This is a genomic window from Xanthomonas sp. SS (assembly GCF_014236835.1).
Classification (GTDB): Bacteria; Pseudomonadota; Gammaproteobacteria; order Xanthomonadales; family Xanthomonadaceae; genus Xanthomonas_A.
In genome coordinates, this window is sequence record NZ_CP051190.1 from 769,214 (window position 1) to 790,272 (window position 21,059).

Consider the following 21,059-nt stretch of genomic DNA (forward strand, 5'->3'; position numbering starts at 1 on the left):
TTCTTCTTCATCCGGCCTTTCCTTGGCCCTGGGCATAGTCGCCGCCGACCAAGGCGACCGCCACTGGGGCGGTGCAGGAGGAGACGTCCACGCATGTTCTTTAAACGCAACGGCTTGTCGCTGGTGTTGTTGGGCCTGACCCTGCTGTTCATCGGCGGCCAGGCGCTCAGCGGCCATCTCGCCTACAACGACGAACTGCGCCAGCAGGGCCTGGCGCCGCTGATGTTCTGGGAGTACCTGCACAGCGGTCATTTCATCGGTGCCTTGTTCGAGAACTGGGAAAGCGAATTCCTGCAGATGGGCATGTATGTGCTGCTCACGGTGAAGCTGCGCCAGTGGGGTTCGGCCGAATCGCGGCCGCTGCCGCCGGACGAGGAGCACGAGACCATCGCGCCGGGTACCACGCCGTGGCCGGTGCGTGCCGGCGGGCTCTGGCTGAAGCTCTACGAGCGCTCGCTGGCGCTGGCGTTCGGCCTGCTGTTCCTGACCAGTTTCGTGCTGCATGCGCTCGGCAGCTGGCGGCACGAACTGGCCGAGCGGGCGATGCAGCGGTTGCCGGCGATTTCGCTGTTCGAGCACGTGACCGGCGCGCAGTTCTGGTTCGAATCGATGCAGAACTGGCAGAGCGAATTCCTCGCGGTGTTTTCCCTGGTGGTGCTGACCATCTGGCTGCGGCAGAAGGATTCGCCGCAATCCAAGCCGGTGCCTGCGCCGCACGCGCAGACCGGCGATTGATCGGACGTCGCTGCCGGGCCTGCTGCGTTCCGAGGCGACGGCGTATTTTTGTGCTGCTGGAGTGCGCCACGCGCGCATGGCCGACTCGAGCGAGCTGGCGTATCGACTCGGAAACAGCTTCGACTCCGATGATGTTGAATATTGTAGGAGCGACTTCAGTCGCGACAGGATGCTATCGACAGTGCCTGTCGCGACTGAAGTCGCTCCTACAAATGCGCACACCGCAGGCGTGGCCTGGCGCGTCCTGGCGAATCTACCGCCGCGAAGAACACATTGCCGCGGACCGCGCGATCACAGCTTGATATCGCCCTTGGTCGAACCCGCGCCCGGGCCGGCGCCCAGGTCGGCGCCGGTGGTCGGATCGCTGTCCTGCTGCGACATGGTGCGTGCCGCCAGCGCCTGCAGCGCGCTTTCCTCGGCCGGACTCAGGCCGACGCTCGGCACGCCGCTGCCGCCGTCCACGGCCGCCTGGCGGTTGCGGTCGGACACCTTCTGCCACTGGCTGCCGCTGTTCCACGGACCGTTGATGTCGCCGTCGCCCTGCGACATGTCGTAGAACGTGTCGGTGAACATCGGCTCGCCCGGCAGCTTGCCCGGCGGGAAGTTCGGCTCGATCGCGTACAGCGCCTTCTCGAACGACTTCTGGTGCGCCACCTCGCGGGTCATCAGGAACTTCAAGGCATCGACGATGCCCGGATCGTCGGTGACGTTGATCAGGCGCTCGTAGACGATCTTGGCGCGCGCCTCGGCGGCGATGTTGGAGCGCAGGTCGGCGGTGGGTTCACCGATGGAGTCGACATAAGCCGCGCTCCACGGCACACCGCTGGAATTCACCAGGGCCGGCCCGCCGCCGTACAGGATCTGCTGGGTCTGGCTGGTGTTGTTGTTCCTGGTCAGGTTGCGCATCTCCTCGGCCTCGACCATGCCTTCGGACAGCACCGCCTTGGGGCCTTGGTTGAGCATGGCGATGATCGACCCGATGATTTCCAGATGGCTCAACTCTTCGGTGGCGATGTCGTACAGCAGGTCCTTGCGGCCGGGATCGACTTCGCCGATGGCCTGGGTGAAATAGCGCATGGCCGCGGCCAGTTCGCCTTGCGGGCCACCGAACTGCTCGAGCATCAGCGAGGCCAGGGCCGGGTCCGGTTGCGCCACGCGCACCGTGTACATCAGCCGTTTGTTGTGCATGAACATCGAATATCTCCTGGAGTGCCGCCCACGGCAAAGCCACGACGACCGACGATCGGGCGTCGTGGCCAGTGGGGGCGTCTGGGTATAAAAAGCCACGGCGCCGACAATCGGCGCCGCGGTCGTGCGGTCAGGCCGCCTTGCGCTTCTGCGCGGCCTCTTGGTTGCCGCCCTGTTCGGCGAGCATGGTCAGCTTCTCGTCGGTGGACTTTTCCTCTTCCAGCGTTTCCAGCAACAGCTTGAGCGCGTCGGTCTTGCCCAACTGCTTGGCCATCGCGGCGAGCGTGCCGTAGGACGCGATCTCGTAGTGCTCCACTTTCTGCGCGCCGCCGATCAGCGCCGCATCGCGCACCGGGCCGGCCTCGATCGATTCGATCACTTCCTTGCCTTCTTCGACCAGCCCTTCCATGGCCGCGCACTTGATGCGCTTCAGGCGCAGCTCGAGTTTTTCCACGATCTGGTCGATACGCTCGATCTGGCCCTGGGTTTCTTCCAGGTGCGCTTCGAAGGCCGCACGCAGGGCCGGATTGGTGGAGGCCCGGGCCAGTTTCGGCAGCGCCTTGGTCAGTTGCTTTTCCGCGCTGTAGATATCGGAAAGTTCGTGCAGGAACAGGTCGTCGATGGTCTTGATAGCCATGTCGATGGATCTCCGTGGTTGGGATGGATGGTGCGGGGAGGAGCGCGGACTCAACGCTTGGCCGTCTGGCCTTCGGTGCGTTCGCGTTCCAGGAAGGCGAGAACCGTCGCCTCCTGGTGTTCGATCAGCCACTCGGCCATGGCGATTTCCTGGTCGAGGATGGCGGCGCAGATGTCGGCGATCTGCGGCTGGTCGGCCTGCTTGGCGGCGATTACCAGCGCGCGGTAGCTGGCGACCTCCAGGTGTTCGAATGCGTAGCTGATGCCGAGGCTCTTGGCCACTTCGTCGCTCATCATCGAATTGCCGGCCGCATGCACCGTCGCCATCACGCTGGCCACCGCACCCTTGATGGCGGGCGTGGAACCGCCGAGCAGTTCGATGCAGCGCTTGACCTGCTCGGACTGGCCCTTGGTTTCGGTGATGTGCTGCTCGATGCGTGCCTTCAGCTGCGGATAGTGCTCCAGGCGTCCGGCAGTGGCGGTCAGCATGGTGTTGGCTTCCTGCTCCATTGCGTAGGCGTCCTGCAGCCACTTCAACAGGCGCTCGGTATTGCTTCGGGTCATGAACGTCGCTCCAAGGTGTCGGTCGATTGCGTGTGCGGGAGTGTTCGTCGTGCCGCGGTGCGGCGTCTCCCCTGTGCGAACCAAGCTAGACCGCCGCGCGTTAGTGACGATTCAAAGCAGGGTGAACGCAGCGCGAGAGCGGCATCCACGCCGCGGTGAGAACACTGAATGCGATGCCCGCGCGGCACTGCCCGCCGGCACGGCGACCGTGCGTTCACGGCCGCCACGCGAGGCTCCGTGTGGACCCCATCGCAGGAGATCCGTGTGCCGAAACTCGATCACGCCGACTGGCCGCAGCGCTTGTGGCTGGTGCGACATGGACAGAGCGCGGGCAATGTCGCCCGCGATATCGCCGAAGCCTCGGGGCAGGAACTGATCGACGTCGCCACCCGCGATGCCGACACGCCGCTGTCGGAGCTGGGCCTTGAGCAGTCGCAGCGACTCGGCCGCTGGTTTGCGGCGTTGCCGGCGGCGGCGCGGCCGAAGGTGCTGCTGACGTCGCCGTTCCTGCGTGCGCAACAGACCTGCGCGGCGATCGGCGAGGAACTGGGCGTGCAGTCGCACGCGCTGGTGCTGGACGAGCGCCTGCGCGAGAAGGAGTTCGGCATTCTGGACCGCTATACCCGGCACGGCATCGCCAGCCGTTTCCCGGAACTGGCCGAGCAGCGCGCTTCGGTCGGCAAGTTCTATTTCCGCCCGCCCGGCGGCGAAAGCTGGTGCGACGTGATCCTGCGCCTGCGCAGCGTGGTCGAGGAACTGCGTCGCGACCACGCCGGCGAGCGCGTGTTGATCGTCGCCCACCAGGTCATCGTCAACTGCATGCGCTACCTGCTCGAGCGCTTCGACGAGGCGGCGATCCTGGAGATCGACCGGCGCGGCGACGTGCCCAACTGCAGCGTCACCGAATACGGTTTCGGCGATGCCAAGGGCGGGCCGCGCTTCGGCCTGGTCCAGGCCAACGCGGTGCCGTTCGAGGTGCCGGTGACCACCGCGGCCGACCAGCCGGGTGGGCCGCGGTGACCCAGGCGCGCGCTACCCCGGTGAGAGCGATCCCGGTGAACGCGACGCTGCTGCGGCGCTGGCCGTTGCCCAGCGCGGCGGGCGTCGCCGACAAGGAGCAGCGCGGGCGCGTGCTGGTGATCGGCGGCAGCTGCGAAATTCCCGGCGCGGCGTTGCTGGCGGCGGAGGCGGCATTGCGCGCAGGCGCCGGCAAGCTGCAGGTGGCCACCGCGCGCCCGGTGGCCACGGCGATGGCGATCGCCTTGCCCGAGGCGCGCGTGGTGGCGTTGCCGGTTAGCGCCGACGGTGAACTGCGCATCGGCGGACAACCGCTGCAGCGCGATGCGGCGCGCGCCGACGCGGTGCTGATCGGCCCCGGCATGCGCGCCCGCCCAGCGCTGCGCAAGCAGATCGCGCGGCTGCTGCAGGACACGCGCTGTGGCGTGGTGCTCGATGCCGGTGCGCTGGTCGATACCCACGGCATGGCCGATCCGGAGCGCGTCGTGCTGACCCCGCACCATGGCGAGATGGCGGCATTGAACGGCGTGCCGATCGAACGCATCGCGGCGGATCCGGCGGCGATCGCGCTGCGTCACGCGCGGCACAGCGGCGCGGTGGTGGTGCTGAAGTCGGCGACCACGGTGATCGCCGCGCCCGACGGCGCGCGCTGGGTGCATCGCGGCGGCAGCCCGTGCCTGGGCACCTCCGGTTCCGGCGACGTGCTGGCCGGCATCATCTGCGGCTTGCAGGCGCGCGGCGCCAGCAGCACGCAGGCGGCGGTGTGGGGCGTGCACCTGCACGCGCGCGCCGGCGCGCTGCTGGCGCGGCAGATCGGCCCGCTGGGGCCGCTGGCGCGCGAGATCGCGGCGCAGATCCCGGGGCTGCTCGCTGCAGGTTGAAGCCGGCGCCGCAGTGGGCGCCGGCTTCTACGACTCTCCAATCCCGAATCCCGAATCCCAGCCTAAAGCGTCGCCGCCCCGCCCGCGATCGTGATCAACGCACCAGACGTATAGCTGGACGTATCGCTGGCGAGCAGCACATAGGTCGATGCCAGCTCCACCGGCTGCCCGGGGCGGCCGAACGCGGTCTGCGATCCGAATTCCTTCACCTCCTCCGCATCCATGCCGGCGGGGATGAACGGCGTCCAGATCGGGCCGGGCAGCACCGCGTTGACCCGGATCTTCTTGTCCGCGAGCAGCCCGGCCAGGCCGATGGTCATGTTCGCCACCGCGCCCTTGGTGGTGGAGTAGGGCAGGATGTTGGGCGTCGGCTTCTTCGAATTGACCGAGGCGGTGTTGATGATCGAACCGCCCTCGGGCATGTGCGGCACGGCCAGGCGCACCAGGTTGAAGGCCGCGTGCACGTTGGTGGCGAAGGTCTTTTCCCACTCGTCCAGGGTGATCTCGTCGAAGCTGTGGAAATAGCGCTGGTAGGCGGCGTTGTTGACCAGCACGTCGAGTCCGCCGAAGGCGCCGGTCACGGTCTCGATCAAGGCCTGCGCCTGCGCGCGATCGCTGATGTCGCAGGGCTGCAGCAGTACGCGTACCCCGGCCGTCTCCAGCAGCTGGCCGATGCGTTCGGCGTCATGTTGTTCGCTGGGCAGGTAGGCGATGGCCACGTCGGCGCCTTCGCGCGCATAGGCGATCGCCACCGCGGCGCCGATGCCGCTGTCGCCGCCGGTGATCAGCGTGCGTTTGCCCTGCAACAGGCCGTGGCCGACGTAGCTGTCCTCGCCATGGTCCGGCTTCGGGTCCATCTTGTCGGTCAGGCCGGGGAACGACTGCTGCTGCGGCTTGAAGGGCGGGTAGGGATAGTTCGGAACGGCCATGGGCATGCCTCGTCGTGGGGATGTCCCTGCGAGGGTGCGCAAACGCGGGTAAAGGTGCGGCCAAGATCCTGTCGGCGGCATGTGAGATGCGGGCGCGATCCGGGACCATGCGTGCATGCACGCGCGGCGGCGGGCAGTTGCGCTGTTTACGGATTACACAGATTCGGCCCTGGATCTATCCGTGCGGCGGCGGCCTGCAGGCGCGCCGGCAACCGGGTCGTGCCGCTCAGCTGGCGGCGATCGTGCGCGAGCCGAGGATGATCATGCGCAGCATCGCGCTGATCTGGCGGATCAGTTCCGGGTCTTTTTCCGGCGGCAGGTCCATCGCGGTGGCGCCCATCGCGAACACCAGCCGGGTGATCGCCTTGGACACCAGCGCCGGCTCGTGCAGCGGCGCGTTGTCGATCGCGGCCAGGCGGATCAGGTCCACGCGCAGTTCTTCCTCGAAGTAGTTCAGCTCGCGGTCCACCGCGTGCTTGAATGCGTCCGAGCCGACCGTGCCCTCGCGCAGCAGCACGTGCAGCAGCTTGTCGTCGGCGCGCAGCTGTTCCATGAAGGTTTCCACCGAACTGAGGATGACGCTGCGGTTGCTGCCGGCCGCGCGCTGCCGCGCCTGGCCGATGATGGTGCGCAGCGAACTGCCGGCCAGGTCGATCAGCGCCACCGCCAGTTCGTCCATGTCGCGGAACTGGCGATAGAAGCTGTTCGGGGCGATGCCGGCTTCGCGGGTCACTTCGCGCAGGCTCAGCGTGGACACGCTGCGGTGCGGCCCGATCAGCTTCAGCGCCGCCGCCAGCAGGTCTTCGCGCGAGATCGCGCTCTTGCGCGCGGGCAGCGCGTCCTCGGGCAGCGGCAGGGGAACGATGGACGTCATGGGCGGACTGGGCGAGACAAGGCCGCGATCATACCCTTCTTCGTGAATATACAACTGTATAGACATCTGTATCTGCGTCTGTATAGTGGTCGCCATGAACGCTGCCCGCCGTCCTGCCTCCACCCGCTCCGCCACCCGCGCCCTGCGCGCCTGGGTGCAGCCGGAGGTGTTCGATTTCTGGTCCACGCGGATCCATCCGCTGTGGACCTGGCAGCGTCCGCGCGCGCGGCTGCTGCAGCGCGAACGCGCCAGCAGCGACGCGGTGACCCTGATCCTCAAGGCCAACCGCCACTGGCGCGGACTGCGCGCCGGCCAGCACGTGCAGCTGGGCGTGGAGATCGACGGGCGCCGCTTGACCCGCAGCTACAGCCCCACGCCGCTGCCGGGCGGGCGCCTGGCGATCACGGTCAAAGCGATCGACGGCGGCCGCGTCAGCCAGTACCTGGCCGATACGGCGCGCATCGGCGAAGTCTTCGAACTGGGCCAGGCGTTCGGCGACATGGTGCTGCCCGCCGCGCCGCAGGGACGCTGGCTGCTGCTGGCCGCCGGCAGCGGCATCACCCCGATGCGCGCGCTGCTGCGGCAACTGGCCGCGGCCGGCATGCCCGCCGATGTGGACCTGATCTATTGGGCGCGGCGCAGCGACCAACTGTGCTTTGTCGACGAACTGCAGGCGCTGGCCGCCGCGCACCCGCGTTTCCGCCTGCAATTGGCGGTCACCGGTGAAGGCGCGGCACCGGCGCCGCGCGTGGACACGCTGCCGCTGGCGCACCTGGCCGGACTGGAACAGGCGCAGGTGCTGGCCTGCGGCCCCGGCGGTTTCGTGCAGGCCGCGCGTACGCGGCTGGAAGGTAGCGTCGCCCGTTTCCAGGCCGAGGCGTTCAGCACGCCGCAGCTGGCCGATGCCGAGCACGGCACGGTCGCGGTGACGCTGGCGCGCAGCGGCCGCGTGCTGCAGCTGCCGCGCGGGCAATCGCTGCTCACCGCGCTGGAAGCCGAAGGCCTGCGCCCGAAGCACGGCTGCCGCATGGGCATCTGCAACAGCTGCGCCTGCGGCAAGCAATCCGGCGCGACCCGCGACCTGCTCACCGGCGCGCATGCCACCGAACCGGGTTCGATGCTGAAGCTGTGCATCAACAGCGCCAGCAGCGACCTGATCCTGGACCTTTGAAGGAATCCCCATGGCTGCTCCCCGCAACCGCGCACTGACCCCGGCCGAACTGCAGGCCTTCGGCGACGAACTCGACGCGCTGCGCGTGCGCACCGTCGCCACCCTGGGCGAGGCCGACGCGCGCTACATCCGCCGCATCGTCGCCGCGGTGCGCTACACCGGCCTGGCCGGGCGCGCGCTGCTGTTCCTGGGCGCGTTCGTGCACAGCGTGCTGTGGCCGGCGTGGATCGCCGGCGTGGCGCTGCTGACCCTGTCCAAGATCCTGGAGAACATGGAGCTGGGCCACAACGTCATGCACGGCCAGTACGACTGGATGGGCGATGCGCAGCTCAACGGCAACACCTACGAGTGGGACATCGTCGCCACCGGCGACAACTGGCGCAAGACGCACAACTTCAAGCACCACACCTACACCAACGTGCGCGGCATGGACGACGACATCGGCTACGGCCTGCTGCGCATCTTCCCCGAGCAGCGCTGGCGTCCGTTCTATCTCGCACAGCCGTTCATCGCGGTGGTGTTCGCGCTGCTGTTCGAATGGGGTGTGGCGATCCAGGACCTGCGCCTGGGCCGCTGGTTCGCCGGCAAGATGAAGCGCGGCGAGCTGCGCCGCACCTTCCTGCCGGTCGGCCGCAAGATGGGCCGGCAGATCCTCAAGGACTACGTGATCTTTCCGGCGCTGGCCGGCCCGTTCTTCCTGACCGTGCTGCTGGGCAACCTCGCCGCCAACGTGCTGCGCAGCATCTGGACCTTCGTGATCATCTTCTGCGGCCACTTCACCGCCGATGCGGAGACGTTCCCGAAGGAGTCGATCAAGGGCGAGTCGCGCGGCCACTGGTACCTGCGCCAGCTGCGCGGTTCTTCCAACCTGGCTGGCGGCAAGCTGTTGAACGTGCTGTCGGGCAACCTGAGCCACCAGATCGAGCACCACTTCTACCCGGACATCCCGGCCAACCGCTACGCGGCGCTGGCGGTGGACGTGAAGGCGATCTGCGCGCGCTACGGCCAGCACTACAACACCGGCTCGCTGCCGCGCCAGTTCGGCCAGGTGATGTGGCGGATCGTGCGCCACGCCTTCCCGAGCCGGCCGCGGCCGGTGCGCCAGGTACGCCAGCACGAGGCGATGCAGCAGACGGGTTGATCGCGCCGGACAACCCGTGATGCCAACGAAGCAGGCCAGTCTGGCCTGCTTTTTTTATGCCGACTCCTTTGGCCTCGCGGCCGTAGTCTTGTGCAGACGGGAGGAAATGGCGGGGTGCAGGCGCTGCCAGGATATGGAAATATGTACCCGTTTCGGGTATGTTTTGGAGGCAAGGATGACCCGCACGTTCAAGCGAAAGGATTTTGCGCGGTGGCAGGCCGGCGAAAAGCTGTCCGACACCGTTCTGTGCAAAGCGGTCCAGGAAATGGAAGCCGGACTGATCGACGTGGATTTGGGCGGCCAGCTCTACAAGAAGCGGGTGGCCCGTCCTGGAGGCGGCAAGAGCGGTGGCTACCGCACGTTGTTGGCCGCTCGCATCGGCAGCCGCTACGTGTTCCTGCATGGGTTCCCCAAGAGCGGCAAGGCGAACATCGCGCAGGAGAGAAGAAAGCGCTGCAATTCGCCGGCAAGGTGTTTCTGGAACTGTCCGGGGAAGCCTTGCTGAAAGCCTTGCAGTCGGGCGTATTAGTGGAGGTGCGGTGTGAGCAAAATCATTGAATCGCTGCGTGGTGATCTGGGCAAGCTTCACGAAGTGGGAGCGATCGGCAAGGTGACGATGCGCGAATTCGACGCGATCTGTCCGCCGCCGGTGCGAGAGTTCGGCGCGGCCGACATCAAGCGTCTACGCGAAGCCCTGAAGTTCAGCCAGCCAGTATTCGCGCATCACCTACATACCACGGTATCGACGGTGCGCAAGTGGGAGCAGGGCGAAACCCGTCCTGCCGGGCCAGCGCTCAAGCTGCTCAACGTGATCGCCGACAAGGGGCTTCAGGCAATCCTGTAACGCGCGCGATGCGTTTCCGGCGCAGTGCTGCAGCGGGGCGGTGCAGGTGGCTAAGCGTTGGCGCACGGCCAAGCGCGGCGGCGGACATGCACACGGACTGGCGCGAGAACCCGCTGGTTTTTGTGCCTGACTTTCCACGCATCGCTCACGCGGCGCAGCCGATCATCCGCGCTGCCCGCGCATCACGCCTGGTGCGCCGGTCCATTCGACTGCGCGAGGTGTGCGATGAAAGCTGCAAACCTGTTCAATGCCGTCGCCAAGAAGGCGTCGTACGCGGCCGGCACGCCGTGGACGTTCTGCATTGCGCTCGGCATCGTGGTGCTGTGGGGCGCCAGCGGTCCGGTGTTCGGCTTCAACGATACCTGGCAGCTGGTGATCAACACCGGCACCACCATCATCACCTTCCTGATGGTGTTCCTGATCCAGCACACCCAGAACGCGGATACCGCGGCGATGCAGATCAAGCTCGACGAACTGATCCGGGTGACCGCCAAGGCCAACGACGAGTTGCTCGATCTCGAGGAAATGGACGAGAAGCGGCTGGAGCAGATCCGCAAGCAGTACGAAGCACTGGCGAGCAAGGCTGGCGAAACGCTGCGCGCGCGCAGTGCGCAGCGCGACGGCCAGGATGCCCAGGACGACGCGCCCGAGATCGGCGGTGGCGACGACGAGCGCCACTGACGCAACCGCCGGTCGCCTTCGGCGCATGACCGGCGACGCAGTGGCCGCGGCCACTGGCAGGTGAGGCACGCGCATTAGGCGCGGCCCGCAGTGCGCGGGCCAGCGCGGAACAGACGGGGCTCCGCTAAAGACGAGGCAGCCCCACGCCTCAGGTGATTGCCGGCCCGGTGCGCAACCCGGCTACGTTCTCGCCGCGCGGCACGTCGGTGGCCGACACCACGTCGCCGTGCGGCGGCGTGAACGCGCCATAGTCTGGTTCGGCGCGGAAGGCACGATCCTGCGAAAACACTGCCGTGCGCTGCTGCTGCGTTGCGTGGCGGCGATAGGCCCTGACGACCGCGACCGCGGTTCCGGCGACCGCCAACTTCCAGAGTAATCCGCTCATGTTCGGCTCCCGTGCGATAGGAACGTGGATCGTCGGCAACCGCCGGTTAGCGTTGCGTGGATGCCAGGCGAGCGCAGCGTGCACCCGATCTACGCTGTCGAAGCAGGCGATGCGCTAGCTGGTCTGTATGCAAGAGGCACCGATCCCGCATGCGCTTGGCCCCGCAGACACCGACGACGCGCCGCTCGCGTCGCCTTCATCGCCCCTTGTAACCGCGCTAACGCACGCCTGCCTAGGCTGCATCGCACGCCGTGTCGCGGCACGGCACGGCATCCGATCATCGAGCGATCATCGAGGAGACTTTCATGCGCAATCACGATTCCCACCGACCTTCCGTTCCGCTGGGCGATCACGACGTCCGCCAGGCGGGTTACCGCGGCGATACCGCGGATGTTGCGCAGGACACGGGCGTGCCTCGCGGACGCGGACGCGACGTGCCGTCGCGGACCACGCCGCGGCAGGATGCGTCGGGTTTGCCGGAGAACGCTGCCGACGATCCGGGCGCCGACCGCAGCGGCCGGACCCAGCCCAACTTCGGCCAGGCCGGCACCTATGCCGCCACCGGCGAACACGCCGGCGGCGCGCACGGCAAGGCCGCGACCGGCGGCTACCACGAGGATGCCAGCGGCGAGGATGGCGGCCGCGACGAGCGCGCCGCAGATCGCGGCACGGACTGAGTGCCGCCGCGGCCGGTCCGGAGCCGGTCTGCAACGGCAATCGGGCATTGCGGCAGCACGCCCGTGTAACGGATCGCGTGCCAGCATCAGCGCTTCCTTTTGCGGAGCCGCTCATGTCCAAGCCGACCATTGCCCGTCTGCTCGCCGAGACCTTGCACAGTGCGGGGGTCGAACGCATCTGGGGCGTCACCGGCGACAGCCTCAACGGGCTGACCGATGCGCTGCGGCAGATGGACAGCATCGAGTGGATGCACGTGCGCCACGAGGAAGTGGCCGCGTTCGCCGCCGGCGCCGAGGCCGCGCTGACCGACAAGCTCGCGGTCTGTGCCGGCAGCTGCGGGCCGGGCAACCTGCACCTGATCAACGGCCTGTTCGACTGCCACCGCAGCCACCAGCCGGTGCTGGCGATCGCCGCGCATATCCCTTCTTCCGAGATCGGCCTGGGCTACTTCCAGGAAACCCATCCGCAGGAACTGTTCCGCGAGTGCAGCCACTACGTCGAACTGGTCACCAATCCGGCGCAGATGCCGGAGGTGCTGCACCGGGCGATGCGCACCGCGATCCTGAAACAGGGCGTGGCGGTGGTGGTGATTCCCGGCGACGTGGCGTTGCAGGAACTACCCAAGGGCACGCCGACCGCCTGGCCGGCGCTGACGCCGCCGCGGATCCTGCCGGCCGACGCCGACGTGGAGCGCCTGGCTGAGCTGCTGCAGGCGAGCGAGGCCACCACGCTGCTGTGCGGCAGCGGCTGCGCCGGCGCGCACGACGAACTGGTGGCGCTGGCCGACCTGCTCGGCGCGCCGATCGTGCACGCGCTGCGCGGCAAGGAACACGTGGAATGGGACAACCCGTTCGACGTCGGCATGACCGGCCTGATCGGTTTCAGTTCCGGCTACCAGGCCATGCTCAACTGCGACGCGCTGCTGATGCTCGGTACCGATTTCCCGTACCGCCAGTTCTATCCGAAGGACGCGGCCATCGTGCAGGTCGATCGCGACCCTGCCGCGCTGGGCCGGCGCACGCCGCTGCAGCTGGGCATCGCCGCCGACGTGCGCGAGACCATCGCCGCATTGCTGCCGAAGCTGCAGCGGCGCGAGCAGCGCGGCTTCCTGGACAAGTCGCTGGCGCACTACCGCAAGGCGCGCGAAGGCCTCGACGAACTGGCGGTGGCGGCCGCGCCCGGCGAGCCGCTGCACCCGCAGTTCGTGACCCGGATGATCGATGCGCTGGCCGACGAGGATGCGATCTTCAGCTGCGATGTCGGCACGCCTACGGTGTGGGCGGCGCGCTACCTCACCATGAACGGCAAGCGCCGCCTGCTCGGTTCGTTCAACCACGGCTCGATGGCCAATGCGATGCCGCAGGCGCTGGGCGCGCAGGCGCAGTTCCCGCGGCGGCAGGTGATCTCGCTGTCCGGCGACGGCGGCTTCACCATGCTGATGGGCGACTTCATTTCCCTGGCGCAGTTGGGCCTGCCGGTGAAGGTGGTGGTCTATAACAACGCCTCGCTCGGCTTCGTGGCGATGGAAATGAAGTCGGCCGGCTATCTGGACACCGGCACCGACCTGAGCAACCCGGACTTCGCGGCGATGAGCAATGCGATGGGCATCCTCGGCCTGCGCGTGGACGAATCGGAGCAACTGGAGCCGGCGCTGCGCCAGGCCTTCGCGCATCCGGGGCCGGTGCTGGTGGATGTGCGCGTGGCCACCCAGGAACTGGTGATTCCGCCGGCGATCAAGCTGGAGCAGGCCAAGGGCATGGGCCTGTACCTGCTGCGCGCGGTGATGAGCGGGCGCGGCGACGAGGTGATCGAACTGGTCAAGACCAACCTGCGCTGAGCGATGAACGGCAACAGCGCGCACCGCCGTTGCGGCGCGGCGCGCTGCTACATTTTCATCTTTCGCGTCCCCGGTGGACCATGCCCCGTTCGCTGTTGCGGCAACTGCTGCTGATCTGGATCGTCATCCTCGCCGCGTGCGTGGGCATGGCGGTGGTGCTGTTCGGCCTGTACCGGCATAGCGAGGGCGTGCGCGTCGGCGAGGCGCAGGCGCGGCTGCAGGGGGAATGCGCGCGCATCGTGCAGCGCTACAACGGCGCCAGCGCCGCCGCGCGCGGCAGCGACGGCGCCGGCCTGGCCGCGGTGGTGCTGCAACTGGTGCTGGCCGACGCCGCGGGCGTGGAGGGCGGAGTGTGGGAGCGGCAGCGCGGCTTCGTCGCCTATGCCTATCCCACCTACGACGGCAGCGACCACAAGACCGATGTGCCGACCGCCGAACGCAGTGCCATCGTCGCCACCGCGCAACGCGGCGTCGCCAACCAGCAGGCGGTGCATTACCGCCGCGATGGTCAGCGCGAGACGCTGTTGATCGCGGCCTGCCCGCTGGATCGCAGCAGCGCGGCGTGGACGATGGCCCGGGTCGCCGCCACCGGCGAGGCCTCGGCCAGTCGCCCGCTGGCAGTGGGCGTGGCGCTGATCCTGGCGCTGGTGGTGGTGTCGGCGGTGGCGCTGGGCTGGGTGGTGCGGCGTTGGAGCCAGCGCTTGCACGGCATCCAGCAGGCCCTGGCGACGCCGGCGGAGGTGCCGACGATTCCGGCGACCGGCGCGCCGGAACTGGATCGCCTCGGCGCGGCGGTCACCGACTATGCGCAACGCAGCGTGCACGCCCTGGCCGAGGCGCGCCGGCTCGGCGAGGAACTGTCGCGTCACGAACGGCTGGCCGCGCTTGGGCGCATGACCGCGACCGTGGCCCACGAGATCCGCAACCCGATCGCGACCTTGCGCCTGGCCCTGGAAAACCAGATCGCCGCCGGCGAAGGCGGTTTCGACGAAGCGCAGGCGCAGCTGATGCTGGCGCAGATCCAGCGCCTGGATGGCGTGGTCGAAAGCCTGCTGGGCATGGTCCAGCCGATCCGCCTGCAGCGCGAGACGGTGGCGTTGCAGCCGTGGTTGCAGGACCTGCTCGATCCGGCCGACTGGGATCCGCTGGCGCCGCCGATCGCCCTGCAACTGGCGCAGGCGCCGAGCGAGTGGACGCTGGATTCGCAGCAGGCGGCGCGGGCCTTGCACAATCTGCTGCGCAACGCGCTGCAGCACGCCATGCCCGGCACCGCGGTGACGCTTACGGTCGCAGCCGACGCCGACCTGCTGCGGCTGACCGTGGCCAATCAAGGCCCTCCGGTGCCCGCGCCGGTGGCCGCGCACCTGTTCGAACCCTTCGCCAGCGGCCGCAGCGACGGCAACGGCCTGGGCCTGGCGCTGGTGCGCGAGATCGCGCGCGCACACGGTGGCGAGGTGCGCTACGTCCACCACGACGGCATCACCTCCTTCATCCTGGAATTGCCATGGCGCGCATCCTGATCGTCGACGACGACACCGCCTTCCTGAGCACGCTGCAGGCCACGCTGCGCTCGTTCGGCCACGAGGTGATCGCCGCCGCCGATGGGCAGGCGGGACTGGCGCGGTTGCGCGCAGGCGGCATCGACCTGGCCTTCGTCGATTTCCGCATGCCCGGCATGGATGGCATCGCGCTGATGCGCGCGCGCCAGGACGATGCGCAGGCCGCCGCAGTGCCGCTGGTGATGCTCACCGCCTACGCCTCCAGCAGCAATACCATCGAGGCGATGAAGCTCGGTGCGTTCGATCACCTGGTCAAGCCGGTGGGCCGCGCCGATATCGTCGCGGTGGTGGAGCGCGCGCTGCAGGCGCATGCCGGCGACGACGGCAGTGCGGCAGTGCCGCAGGCGCCGGCCGAGGAAGCCGGCGCGCTGCTCGGCCACAGTGCGGCGATGCGCACCGTGCACAAGCGCATCGGCTTGGCCGCGGCCTCGGACCTGCCGGTACTGGTCAGCGGCGAGACCGGCACCGGCAAGGAATTGGTGGCGCGCGCGCTGCATCGCGCCAGCGCCCGTGCGGGCGCGGCGTTCGTCGCGGTCAACTGCGCGGCGATCCCGGCCGAGCTGATCGAAAGCGAATTGTTCGGCTACCGCAAGGGCGCATTCTCCGGCGCCACTGCCGATCGCGCTGGGCTGATCCGCGAAGCCGACGGCGGCAGCCTGTTCCTAGACGAGATCGGCGACATGCCGCTGCCGATGCAGGCCAAGCTGCTGCGCTTCCTGCAGGAGGGCGAGGTTTCGCCGCTGGGCGGGCGCGGCGCGCAGAAGGTGGACGTGCGGGTGATCGCCGCCACCCATCGCGAGTTGGCGCAACTGGTCGCCGACGGCCGTTTCCGCAGCGACCTGCGCTACCGGCTCAACGTGGTGCCGATCGAATTGCCGCCGCTGCGCGAGCGCGGCGACGACATCGCGCTGCTGGCCCAGCATTTTCTCAAGGATGGCGCCGGCGCGCCACGCGCGTTGTCGGCGGCGGCGCAGGCGCGGCTGCGTGCCTATCCGTGGCCAGGCAACGTGCGCGAGCTGCGCAATGCGATGCAGCGTTGCCAGGTGCTGGTGCGCACGCCGACGATCGAGGCGCAGGACCTGGACGAAGTGTTGGCCGGCGATGCCGCAGCGGCATCCGCCGAGACGCCGGCGCTGACCCTGCCCGACGCGATCGCGCAACTGGAGAAACAGATGATCCAGGCGGCACTGACGCAAGCGCAGGGCAATCGCGCAGAGGCCGCGCGCCGGCTCGGTATCCACCGCCAACTGCTGTATCGCAAGCTGGACGATTACGGGCTGGGCTAGGGCGTGTCGCACCGGCCAAGTCGCGCCGCGCTTGCGCAAATGCGGGGCAACCAATCGCAATGAAGATACGCCTCCGCACTCGCACGCCGACGCGACGCCAGTGCACCCAAGCACCGCCAGACACAGCGCGGCCCGCCAACGAATGGATGCCCGCCCAGATGAACCACTCGCACCCAGCAACGCTTTTTGTAGGAGCGGCTTCAGCCGCGACGAGCGAAGCGGCGCGCTTTCTGGTGGCGCAACGCGTCGGACTGAAGTCCCTCCCACAGTGCACCCGGTTGCCTCGCCACACCTCCCTGTAGGAGCGGCTTCAGCCGCGACAGGCACTACCCGTACGCCTACCAAGCCAAACGGCCGAGCACACAAGCGCGTCGCCACTGAAGCCGCGATCGGCAAACGAACGACACAGCAACGCCAGGCGCCCCATCGCCGACCCCGCAGCTGTCCGCAAAGCGGACGACAGTGGATGAAGCGCAGACACCCACCATGGCCACTCGCAAGTGCTGTTCCTTTCAAAATCAATGATTTTGGAACTTGGCACGGATACTGCGATGACATCCCTACAGGCGGCTCCCTCGCCGCCCTGGAGAACTTCCGATGATCCGTCGTAGCGCACTCGCTTTTTCGCTGGCCATCGCCACCGCCACTGCCGCCGCGCAGGTGCCGGCTCCCCCCGCACCGCTTGCCGCCGCTGCGGCCGGCATCGCGCCGCCGCCCGCGCCGCCGGCACCTCCTGCGCCGCCCGCGCCGATCGCCGCCGCGCCGGTCAGCGTCGAAGGCACGGTCGACCGCTTCATGCTCAATCCCAACGGCGACGTCGATGGGCTGTGGCTGCGCGACGGCACCCAGGTCGGCTTCCCGCCGCACCTGTCGGCCGAACTGCAGGCCGCGGTGCGCCGCGGCGATGCGGTCACCGTGCAGGGTTATCGCCTGGGCACGCTGCCGCTGCTGCAGGCCAGCGCGATCAGCGCGCGGCGCAGCGGCAAGCAGGTGGTGGACCGCCCGCCGAACCCGCTGGCCGGCCCGCCCGCGCCGCCGACCCCGCCGGCGTTGAATCCGATGCAGGCCGAAGGCCGCATCGAACGCCTGGTCTACGGCCCGGGTGGCGACACCGCCGGGGTGCTGCTCAGCGACGGCACCGTGGTGCGGATGCCGCCGCATGTGGCCGTGCAGTACGGCACGCTGTTGCGTGTCGGCGCGCCGCTGAGCGTCAGCGGTTTCGGCGTGGCCACCGCGGCCGGCCGCTCGCTCGAGGCGACCCAGCTCGGCCGCGACCGCGCCTCGCAGCGCACCCTGTTCGCGCCGCCCGCACCGCCGGTCCCGCCGGCTGCACCGCCGCCGCCGGGCGGTCCCGCTGCGCCTGCCGCACCGCCGGTGCCGCCGCCCGCGCCGCGCTGATCCGCCTGCCCGTGTGACCCCGGCGCCCGCTGCTTGCCGCGGCGGGCGCCGCTACCGGCGCGACGCCGGTTCCCCACTTTCATTGGAGTAACGCTATGCATTGGGTCGATCCCGATTACCTGCCGGAAACCCGCGGCACGCTCGCCCGCTTCCTGCTCAACCCCAAGGCCGAGGTCGATGGCCTGCTGCTCGACGACGGCACCGAGGTGCATACCGCGCCGCACCTGTCGGCGCAGTTGCTGAAAACGCTCAAGCCGGGCATCGCGCTCGGCGTGCGCGGACTCAAGCCCTACGGCGTGGACATGCTGGTCGCGCTGGCGATCGACCCGGACGGCGGCAAGCGCATCGCCGATCGCGGGCCGCATGGGCCGCACGCCGAGCACAAGCCTGGCAAGAAGCCGGAGAAAGCCGCAAAACCCGAGAAGCCCGCAAAGCCCGCCAAGACCCAGCACAGCGGTGTGGTCGCGCGGCTGTTGCACGGTCCGCACGGGCAGGTGCACGGCGCGCTGCTCGAAGACGACAGCACCGTGCGCTTTCCGCCGCACGCCGCCGCGCCCTTGGCCAAGTGGTTGGCGGTGGGCAAGCCGCTGGCGGTGGAAGGCCACGCGCTGGCCTCGCCGTACGGCACGGTGATCCACGCGCAGGCCTTGGGCGCGAAAGCGTCGGCGTTGCAGCCGATCGCGCCCAAGCCGCATCCGCCCAAACCGCACGACGCCGACAAGCCCAAGCCGAAGCCCAAACCCAAGCACTGAACCGGGCAGGGCGGGGCGGTCGCGGTGACGCGGCGGCCCCTGCGTCGCGTATCGTTTCGCGTCCGTCGCGGTGTCCGCGGCGGCGCTTTCAGGACTTCGCCATGTCGCTTATTCGCTGTGCGCCTCGCTACGGTTTCCCGCTTGCTTCCGCCCGCGCGGCGGTGCGGCGATGAGCGCGCGGTCGGCCGCCGCGCCTGGCGCCCGCCCGCGCGGCACGCGTGCGCTGGAAGCGCTGAACTTCACTCTGGCCGACGTGCAGGACGGGCTCGGTCCGTTCCTGAGCGTGTTCCTGCAATCCAAGGGCTGGTCGCTGGCGGCGATCGGCTCGGTGATGAGCATCGGCGGCATCGCCGGCATGCTCGCGACCACGCCGGGCGGCGCGCTGGTCGATGCGACCCGGCGCAAGCGCAGCATCGTGGTGGTCGGCTGCACCTTGATCCTGCTGGCCTCGGCGCTGCTGTGGTGGTCGCCGAGCTTCGCCGGCGTGGTGACCGCGCAGGTGATGACTGCGCTCGCCGCCGCGGCGCTGGGTCCGGCGCTGTCGGGCATCACCCTGGGACTGGTGCGGCAGGCCGGTTTCGATCACCAGATCGCGCGCAACCAGGTCGGCAGCCATGCCGGCAACGTGGTCGCGGCGGCGCTGGCCGGCCTGCTCGGTTGGAAGTTCGGCTTCGGCGCGGTGTTCGCGCTGACCGGCTGTTTCGGGGTGCTGGCGATCGCCTCGGTGCTGCTGATCCCGCGCGATGCGATCGACCATCGCGCCGCGCGCGGCTTGGCCGACGCCGGCGCGCACGGTGCCGCGCATGCCAGCGGCTGGTCGGTGCTGCTGACCTGCAAGCCGCTGCTGGTGCTGGCCTTGGCGTTGGCGCTGTTCCACCTTGGAAATGCGGCGATGCTGCCGCTGTACGGCATGGCCGTGGTCGCCGCGCACCAGGGCGATCCCAGTGCGCTGACCGCGACCACGATCATCGTCGCGCAGGCGACGATGGTGGTGGCGTCGCTGCTGGCGATGCGCCTGATCCGCGTGCGCGGGCATTGGTGGGTGATGCTGCTGACCTTCCTGGCGCTGCCGTTGCGCGGCCTGATCGCGGCCAGCCTGATCCATGCCTGGGGCGTATTCCCGGTGCAGATCCTCGACGGCGTCGGTGCCGGCCTGCAGAGCGTGGTGGTGCCGGCGCTGGTGGCGCGGCTGCTGCAGGGCACCGGCCGGGTCAATGTCGGGCAGGGCGCGGTGATGACGGTGCAGGGCATCGGCGCGGCGCTGAGTCCGGCGCTGGGCGGCTGGATCGCGCAGGACTTCGGCTACCGCACCGCGTTCCTGCTGCTCGGCGGCATCTCGCTGCTGTCGCTGGCGCTGTGGGTGGGTTTTCGCAAGCAGTTGCTGCAGGTGGCCGGGGTGCCGACGGCGGAGGTCGCGGTGGCGCCAGCGCCGGCTTGATTCGCTGCCGCGACCGCGCTGCGCTGATCAGTCCAATGCCACGCCCGCGACCACATCGCAGGCGATGCCGGCAGCGGCCAGTTGTGCGGCCAGCTGCGCATGCGGCGGCTGCCGGAATGCGTCGCCGGGTTTCAGGCTGACCACGCGCTGCCCGGCCTGCACCTGCTCGATCAGCAACGCCAGATGCGCGTCGGGATCGGATGGCAGCGGTTGCCGCGTCGCGTCGCGCCGCGCCAGGCTCAATACCGCTGCCTCCACCGCCGGATCGCACAGCAACAGATCGGCCTGGTTCAACGCGCGCAGCGCTTTGAGCGTCAGCGCGCCGGGATCGCCGTTGCCGGTGCCGACCAGCCATACGCTGCCGCGGCGCGGCACGTCCTGCTCGCTGCGCTGCAGGGCGTCGTGGAACGCCTGCTCGGCGGCCTGCGTCTGCCCGCTCTGCAGCAGCACCTGCACCGGGCCTTCCAGCACCTGCTCGAACCAGCGCCGACGCTGCGCCAGCTGCGGCAGGCGCGCGCGGATCGCCTCGCGGTGGCGCGCGAACAACTGCGCCAGCTGCGCGTAGGAATGGTCCAGTTCGGTTTCCCAGCGCTCGCGCAGGCGCCGCGCCAGCATCGGCGCCGCGCCGCTGGAGGAGATCGCCACCAGCAGCGGGTCGCGGTCGATGATCGCCGGCACCTGGAACGTGGACAGTTCGGCGTCGTCGACCACGTTGACCAGCTTGCGGCGCTGCCCGGCCTGCGCGGCGAGTTCGCGGTTGAAGACGTTGTCGTCGGTGGCCGCGACCACCAGCCAGGCGTCGTCCAGCCATTGCGCATCGAACTGACCATCGACCCGCTGCAGCCGGCCCTGCGCCAGCCACTGCGCCACCGTGGCGTTGAGCGCGTGCGCGTACACCAGCACCTGCGCGCCGGCGTGCAGCAGCGCCTCGATCTTGCGCATCGCCACCTCGCCGCCGCCGACTACCAGCACGCGGCGCCCACCCAGATCGGCGAACAAGGGATACAGCGGCATGCGGACTCCTGCGGGGTGGGGACGGCTCGCGGCGGACGCGTGTTGCATGGC

22 protein-coding genes are annotated in these 21,059 nt (G+C 69.0%); 15 read left to right on the top strand and 7 right to left on the bottom strand.

The window, feature by feature from the left end:
• Positions 1 to 93: 93 nt before the first annotated feature.
• Positions 94 to 735 (top strand): DUF6766 family protein, encoded by a 642-nt coding sequence (locus HEP74_RS03310; protein ID WP_185815176.1) that lies wholly within the window; start codon positions 94 to 96, stop codon positions 733 to 735.
• 291 nt (positions 736 to 1,026) lie between these two features.
• Here the strand turns inward: HEP74_RS03310 and HEP74_RS03315 are convergent, their stop codons facing one another.
• The 3 genes from HEP74_RS03315 to HEP74_RS03325 all read right to left on the bottom strand — a co-directional run bounded on the left by HEP74_RS03315 (position 1,027) and on the right by HEP74_RS03325 (position 3,123).
• On the bottom strand, positions 1,027 to 1,929 hold the full coding sequence (locus HEP74_RS03315; protein WP_185815177.1) for a manganese catalase family protein: 903 nt from the start codon (positions 1,927 to 1,929) through the stop codon (positions 1,027 to 1,029).
• A 124-nt stretch (positions 1,930 to 2,053) separates the two neighbouring features.
• Positions 2,054 to 2,560 carry a YciE/YciF ferroxidase family protein gene (locus HEP74_RS03320; protein ID WP_185815178.1) on the bottom strand — a complete coding sequence of 169 codons (507 nt, stop codon included), beginning with the start codon at positions 2,558 to 2,560 and terminating at the stop codon, positions 2,054 to 2,056.
• 50 nt (positions 2,561 to 2,610) lie between these two features.
• A complete protein-coding gene (locus HEP74_RS03325; protein WP_185815179.1) occupies positions 2,611 to 3,123 on the bottom strand; it encodes a ferritin-like domain-containing protein in 513 nt (170 codons plus the stop codon).
• Positions 3,124 to 3,387: 264 nt separating this feature from the next.
• On the opposite strand from HEP74_RS03325, the gene HEP74_RS03330 reads away from it, so the two are divergent.
• A complete protein-coding gene (locus tag HEP74_RS03330) occupies positions 3,388 to 4,143 on the top strand; it encodes a histidine phosphatase family protein (protein ID WP_255427874.1) in 756 nt (251 codons plus the stop codon).
• A gap of 29 nt (positions 4,144 to 4,172) precedes the next feature.
• The gene (locus tag HEP74_RS03335; RefSeq protein WP_524540784.1) at positions 4,173 to 5,021 is read left to right on the top strand and encodes an NAD(P)H-hydrate dehydratase; all 849 of its coding nucleotides are present in this window, start codon (positions 4,173 to 4,175) and stop codon (positions 5,019 to 5,021) included.
• Between the two features lie 62 nt (positions 5,022 to 5,083).
• On the opposite strand, the gene HEP74_RS03340 is transcribed toward HEP74_RS03335, so the two are convergent.
• Positions 5,084 to 5,950 (bottom strand): SDR family oxidoreductase, encoded by an 867-nt coding sequence (locus HEP74_RS03340; RefSeq protein WP_185815182.1) that lies wholly within the window; start codon positions 5,948 to 5,950, stop codon positions 5,084 to 5,086.
• A gap of 226 nt (positions 5,951 to 6,176) precedes the next feature.
• Positions 6,177 to 6,824: an HTH-type transcriptional repressor FabR gene (gene fabR, locus HEP74_RS03345; protein WP_185815183.1), complete on the bottom strand. Its 648-nt coding sequence runs from the start codon at positions 6,822 to 6,824 to the stop codon at positions 6,177 to 6,179.
• Positions 6,825 to 6,918: 94 nt separating this feature from the next.
• Between fabR and HEP74_RS03350 the strand changes: the two genes are divergently transcribed.
• The 5 genes from HEP74_RS03350 to HEP74_RS03370 all read left to right on the top strand — a co-directional run bounded on the left by HEP74_RS03350 (position 6,919) and on the right by HEP74_RS03370 (position 10,661).
• The gene (locus HEP74_RS03350) at positions 6,919 to 7,995 is read left to right on the top strand and encodes a ferredoxin reductase (protein ID WP_185815184.1); all 1,077 of its coding nucleotides are present in this window, start codon (positions 6,919 to 6,921) and stop codon (positions 7,993 to 7,995) included.
• A 10-nt stretch (positions 7,996 to 8,005) separates the two neighbouring features.
• Complete coding sequence (locus HEP74_RS03355; protein WP_185815185.1) at positions 8,006 to 9,136, top strand: fatty acid desaturase family protein; 1,131 nt, start codon at positions 8,006 to 8,008, stop codon at positions 9,134 to 9,136.
• A gap of 175 nt (positions 9,137 to 9,311) precedes the next feature.
• Positions 9,312 to 9,641: a type II toxin-antitoxin system RelE/ParE family toxin gene (locus HEP74_RS03360; protein WP_255427876.1), complete on the top strand. Its 330-nt coding sequence runs from the start codon at positions 9,312 to 9,314 to the stop codon at positions 9,639 to 9,641.
• A gap of 36 nt (positions 9,642 to 9,677) precedes the next feature.
• Positions 9,678 to 9,980, top strand: a complete 303-nt coding sequence (gene relB / locus HEP74_RS03365; protein WP_185815186.1) for a type II toxin-antitoxin system RelB family anti-toxin transcriptional regulator — start codon at positions 9,678 to 9,680, stop codon at positions 9,978 to 9,980.
• A 225-nt stretch (positions 9,981 to 10,205) separates the two neighbouring features.
• Entirely contained in the window at positions 10,206 to 10,661 is a 456-nt protein-coding gene (locus tag HEP74_RS03370) for a low affinity iron permease family protein (RefSeq protein ID WP_185815187.1), read from the top strand.
• Positions 10,662 to 10,809: 148 nt separating this feature from the next.
• On the opposite strand, the gene HEP74_RS03375 is transcribed toward HEP74_RS03370, so the two are convergent.
• On the bottom strand, positions 10,810 to 11,046 hold the full coding sequence (locus HEP74_RS03375) for a hypothetical protein (protein ID WP_185815188.1): 237 nt from the start codon (positions 11,044 to 11,046) through the stop codon (positions 10,810 to 10,812).
• Positions 11,047 to 11,297: 251 nt separating this feature from the next.
• Here HEP74_RS03375 and HEP74_RS03380 point away from each other — a divergent pair, with 251 nt between their 5' ends.
• From HEP74_RS03380 to HEP74_RS03410, 7 genes are all read left to right on the top strand, one after another.
• Positions 11,298 to 11,723 carry a hypothetical protein gene (locus HEP74_RS03380; protein ID WP_255427877.1) on the top strand — a complete coding sequence of 142 codons (426 nt, stop codon included), beginning with the start codon at positions 11,298 to 11,300 and terminating at the stop codon, positions 11,721 to 11,723.
• Positions 11,724 to 11,851: 128 nt separating this feature from the next.
• Positions 11,852 to 13,561 (top strand): ubiquinone-dependent pyruvate dehydrogenase, encoded by a 1,710-nt coding sequence (gene poxB, locus HEP74_RS03385; protein ID WP_185816479.1) that lies wholly within the window; start codon positions 11,852 to 11,854, stop codon positions 13,559 to 13,561.
• Between the two features lie 80 nt (positions 13,562 to 13,641).
• A complete protein-coding gene (locus HEP74_RS03390) occupies positions 13,642 to 15,081 on the top strand; it encodes a sensor histidine kinase (RefSeq protein ID WP_185815189.1) in 1,440 nt (479 codons plus the stop codon).
• The gene (locus HEP74_RS03395; RefSeq protein ID WP_185815190.1) at positions 15,066 to 16,406 is read left to right on the top strand and encodes a sigma-54-dependent transcriptional regulator; all 1,341 of its coding nucleotides are present in this window, start codon (positions 15,066 to 15,068) and stop codon (positions 16,404 to 16,406) included. Before HEP74_RS03390 ends, HEP74_RS03395 begins: the two co-directional genes overlap by 16 nt.
• Positions 16,407 to 17,003: 597 nt before the next feature.
• Positions 17,004 to 17,804, top strand: a complete 801-nt coding sequence (locus HEP74_RS03400; protein WP_185815191.1) for a hypothetical protein — start codon at positions 17,004 to 17,006, stop codon at positions 17,802 to 17,804.
• Positions 17,805 to 17,899: 95 nt separating this feature from the next.
• On the top strand, positions 17,900 to 18,556 hold the full coding sequence (locus HEP74_RS03405; RefSeq protein WP_185815192.1) for a hypothetical protein: 657 nt from the start codon (positions 17,900 to 17,902) through the stop codon (positions 18,554 to 18,556).
• Between the two features lie 169 nt (positions 18,557 to 18,725).
• Complete coding sequence (locus HEP74_RS03410) at positions 18,726 to 19,994, top strand: MFS transporter (RefSeq protein WP_185815193.1); 1,269 nt, start codon at positions 18,726 to 18,728, stop codon at positions 19,992 to 19,994.
• Between the two features lie 27 nt (positions 19,995 to 20,021).
• Here HEP74_RS03410 and HEP74_RS03415 read toward each other — a convergent pair whose 3' ends face one another.
• Positions 20,022 to 21,008, bottom strand: coding sequence for a siroheme synthase domain-containing protein (locus tag HEP74_RS03415; protein ID WP_185815194.1), 987 nt, complete (start codon positions 21,006 to 21,008; stop codon positions 20,022 to 20,024).
• Positions 21,009 to 21,059: the final 51 nt, after the last annotated feature.